The organism is Rhodothermales bacterium, assembly GCA_013002345.1.
In the GTDB taxonomy this organism is placed as follows: domain Bacteria; phylum Bacteroidota; class Rhodothermia; order Rhodothermales; family JABDKH01; genus JABDKH01.
On sequence record JABDKH010000161.1, the window covers coordinates 1 to 3,549 of the forward strand.

A 3,549-nucleotide genomic window follows, 5' to 3' on the forward strand; every position below is an offset into this window, starting at 1 on the left:
CGCGAAAAACATCACGTGCCTGTGCTTCATCTAGGACATCGCGATCAAATTCGATACGAACGGCGCCATCAGCCGAAACATGAGCCTCCAGAATCCCACTTTGACGCATCAATTTATCCGACAGTCGACGTGCTTGCCGTGGCTGCATCGGTTCGACCTCGGCCAACAGATGACCATAGCGCTCGGAGAGCTGCATACCCGATCGCTCTGCCAGTGTGCGGGCTTCCTGTAGTGATATGCGATCAGGATCGTAGTGGATGCACAGTGTTCCTGGCGCGTCCGTATCGCGCTCAAGCACATGCGCAGCATCGACACCGGCGCGCGCTTTAAGAGCGTCTACAAGACGTTCTACACATTTATCCCGATCGTTCTGGATATCGGGTAAAAGAATCGTTAATTCCGCTAAGGTCTTTTCGGTCATTATCCCGCTGCCTCGTTTCTTGTCTTTGTTCTGTCGTTGTTATGAACTGTAACGGCGTGTGGTGCCGGCTCGGCGCCCGCCGATGAACCTTGACTCGTGTCGTCATGATGGTCGTGGAAGAAATGCCACGCCGCCGTGCCGAGGACGATCAGCAAGAAGAGTATGCTCAGCCCCAAGTAACCGATGGAGTACCACTTTTCCTTATTCATAGTCTGGCTCTCAAGGGCAATACGTCCCGACGACGGCAGTTGTTAGTGAACCGCTACTGTTGGTTTTAGCGAGCACAATCGGGATGACTCGGGCTAGCGTGATACGACACCCGTATTCGGCTGCCTTCCGGTGGTATCGACTCGAATCGTCGACTGTAGGTATTCACTGGTGACTGTCGCTTATCTTCCAAAGGTGCAACCGTACACACGGTGTTAGACCCGTCTGGCACCGTGATGGCGACATCCACATGACCCGACAACGAGCGACTCTCGTTACGATTCGCAATCACCTCGCCACGAAGCAAGATCTGGGTGTCATCGGTCCAAAAGCCGACTGATCGGATGTCAGCGCCATCGCTTGAGGTCGGCTCAAGTCGAACCCCGGTATCGTGAAGCCGGTAGGGTAACGATGTGCATGCCGATGTGAACCCTACGGCTAGCAACACCATCACATAAGTAGACAGTCTAGTCATAGCACTTCCTCCCATGTCCTCGGTCCTTTGGTTTAGCGCGCAGTTAGCCCATCCTCGTTTGCGTCAATCGGCAATTTCGATTACCGATTGGATGTCTGTGATGATGATCCAACCTGCCGCGGGTTTGCCGGTCTTCGCATGTTCTCGAATCGCTTCCACGGCATCCGCTGCGCGTTGTTCGTTGTCGCACACGAGTTCGAGTTTTACTTCGTTGACGACTTTTTGACCGATCTCAACCGAGTATCGGTTCTCCTCTCCGCTCAATGCGTTCAGAAGACCTTGCACGTCGACGACGGTAATATTGTGAAAACCGGCGCTATTGAGCGCATTGACGACATCCGCCACGCGATTGCGATGGATGAACGCCTTTACTTCTTTTGCATACATGTTCTATCTCCAGGTGGTTCGTAGTCGACAGTATTGAGTCGCCGATGCACACGGACATCGACGACCCGTCATGACTCGGAAATTACCCACTGGCTTCGCCTTGGGTGGTGGGGTTACCTGTACAGGCCGGTGTCGACTCTTCCGGGTCGTGATCACTCGATCGGTGATGCCAAACGCGCACCTTGCTCCCCGGTGCGGGTAGCTCTAGCATCGGTACGGAATAGCGCTTGCGCGTTTTTCTTGCCCCAAGTCTGGGACGCACGGTCAAACATTTCGAAACCTGACGGAGTGGGTCGGTCACCCCGATATCCAAATGTCCTCGTAGGGGGCTCTTGCTGAGGGGGGTCGATACGACCGCCCCGCGAAGGCTTAGCACATCACCGTCTCGCCAGAAGTTCGCTGATTCGACCCGAGCGGTCGGACTTGGTGGTGTTTGAATGTCGATGGCTTCGGCGTCGACGTACGATGACACCCAGGCACACCCACTCGTTGCGCACGATATCGCCACCACGGTCAGGACCGGCGGTATGCCGGTCAACCTGTCGCTGACCCCTCTGATTGGACAACCGAGTCGGGGGTGGTTACTCATCTAACTTCCCTCCTGCGGTAATGGTTGCTCCGAGCGCGATTCGATCCACTCATAAATTACCGGGAGCAACACTAGGGTTAGCAAGGTCGACGTGAATAGACCACCGATGACGACCGAGGCCAACGGCCGTTGTGTCTCTGCACCGACGCCGGATGACAACAACAACGGAATGATTGCGAGGATTGTCGTGAACGCGGTCATCAGCACGGGACGTAAACGCAGTTCACAACCCCGCCTTACGGCTTCCGACAGCGCCATGCCCCGCGTTCGGAGCTCATTGATGAATGACACCAACACCACCCCATTGAGCATGGCCATGCCAAACACGGCGATAAAGCCAATGGCCGAGGGTACCGAGAGGTACTGACCGGAGATCCATAGCGAGATGACCCCGCCGACCGTTGCAAATGGCACGTTGGCGATGATCATAGTCGCGTACTTGACGGAGTTGAACGCGGTGTACAGCAGTACGAAGATGAAAAAGATCGTGAGCGGAACGATGACGGACAGACGTGCCAGTGCGCGTTGCTGGTTCTCGAACGCACCACCCCACTCCACCCAGTAACCTGGGGGCAGGTCGATTTGCTGTTCAATGGCAGCGTTAGCGTCCTGCACGAACCCATCAACGTCTCGGCCGCGCACGTCCATCTGAATCACGGCATAGCGTTGCAGTTGTTCGCGACGCACAAAGGAGTACCCCTCGCTGACGGTGACATCGGCGACTGCCGATAGCGGGACGATCGCACCGGCGCTAGTCTTGAGGGGAATGCGTTGAATGGACTGCACCGAGGCCTTGGCCGCATCGTCCAGCCGGGCCGTGATCTCGAATCTCCTTACGCCATCAATGAGGGTCGATACCGGTTCGTTGCCAATACCCGTACGTACAACGGAAAGTACGTCGTCGGCATTCAGTCCGAATCGTGCGAGTTGATCGCGTTTCACCTTGATGCGAATCTGAGGTTTACCGACGTTGGCTTCCAGTGATAGGTCCGCTACACCCTCAACCTCTGAGATGACATCGCGAATTTCCGCACTCAACCGATCGAGTTCACCCAGTTCCTCACCATAAATCTTCGCGGCAAGGGTGGCACGGACGCCTGATATCAACTCTTCCACGCGCATCTGGATGGGTTGCGTGAACGCGAAGACGGCCGTGGGGACCGCCTCCTCCATGGTGTCGCGCATTGCATCGGCGAGTTCGTCGATCGAGCGTGTCCATTCGTCTTTGGGCGTCAAGCCGGTGTAGATTTCCATGTAGTTCACATCTGCGGTCTCGCCTTTTTCAGCGCGTCCGATCATGGCGATCGTGGTTTGCACTTCGGGGAAATCACTGAGCGCGGTCTCAATCTGCTTGGAGATTTCAATCGACTGTTCGAGTGACGTAGACGGGATTGAGGTCACGCGCCACATGATGGACCCCTCCTGAAGCTGCGGCATGAACTCTTTGCCGAGAAACGGAAACAGCGAAAA

The 3,549-nt window shown here is 55.8% G+C and carries 4 protein-coding genes; all 4 read right to left on the reverse strand.

The window, feature by feature from the left end; genetic code table 11:
• Window positions 1–421 (reverse strand): heavy metal translocating P-type ATPase (locus HKN37_08090; GenBank protein NNE46606.1); only part of this gene is annotated, 421 nt, incomplete at its 3' end.
• Window positions 421–630: a hypothetical protein gene (locus tag HKN37_08095; GenBank protein ID NNE46607.1), complete on the reverse strand. Its 210-nt coding sequence runs from the start codon at window positions 628–630 to the stop codon at window positions 421–423. The genes HKN37_08090 and HKN37_08095, both read right to left, overlap by 1 nt.
• Before the next feature lie 536 nt (window positions 631–1,166).
• Window positions 1,167–1,490: a P-II family nitrogen regulator gene (locus HKN37_08100; GenBank protein ID NNE46608.1), complete on the reverse strand. Its 324-nt coding sequence runs from the start codon at window positions 1,488–1,490 to the stop codon at window positions 1,167–1,169.
• Between the two features lie 589 nt (window positions 1,491–2,079).
• A partial coding sequence (locus HKN37_08105; GenBank protein ID NNE46609.1) for an efflux RND transporter permease subunit occupies window positions 2,080–3,549 on the reverse strand: 1,470 nt, incomplete at its 5' end.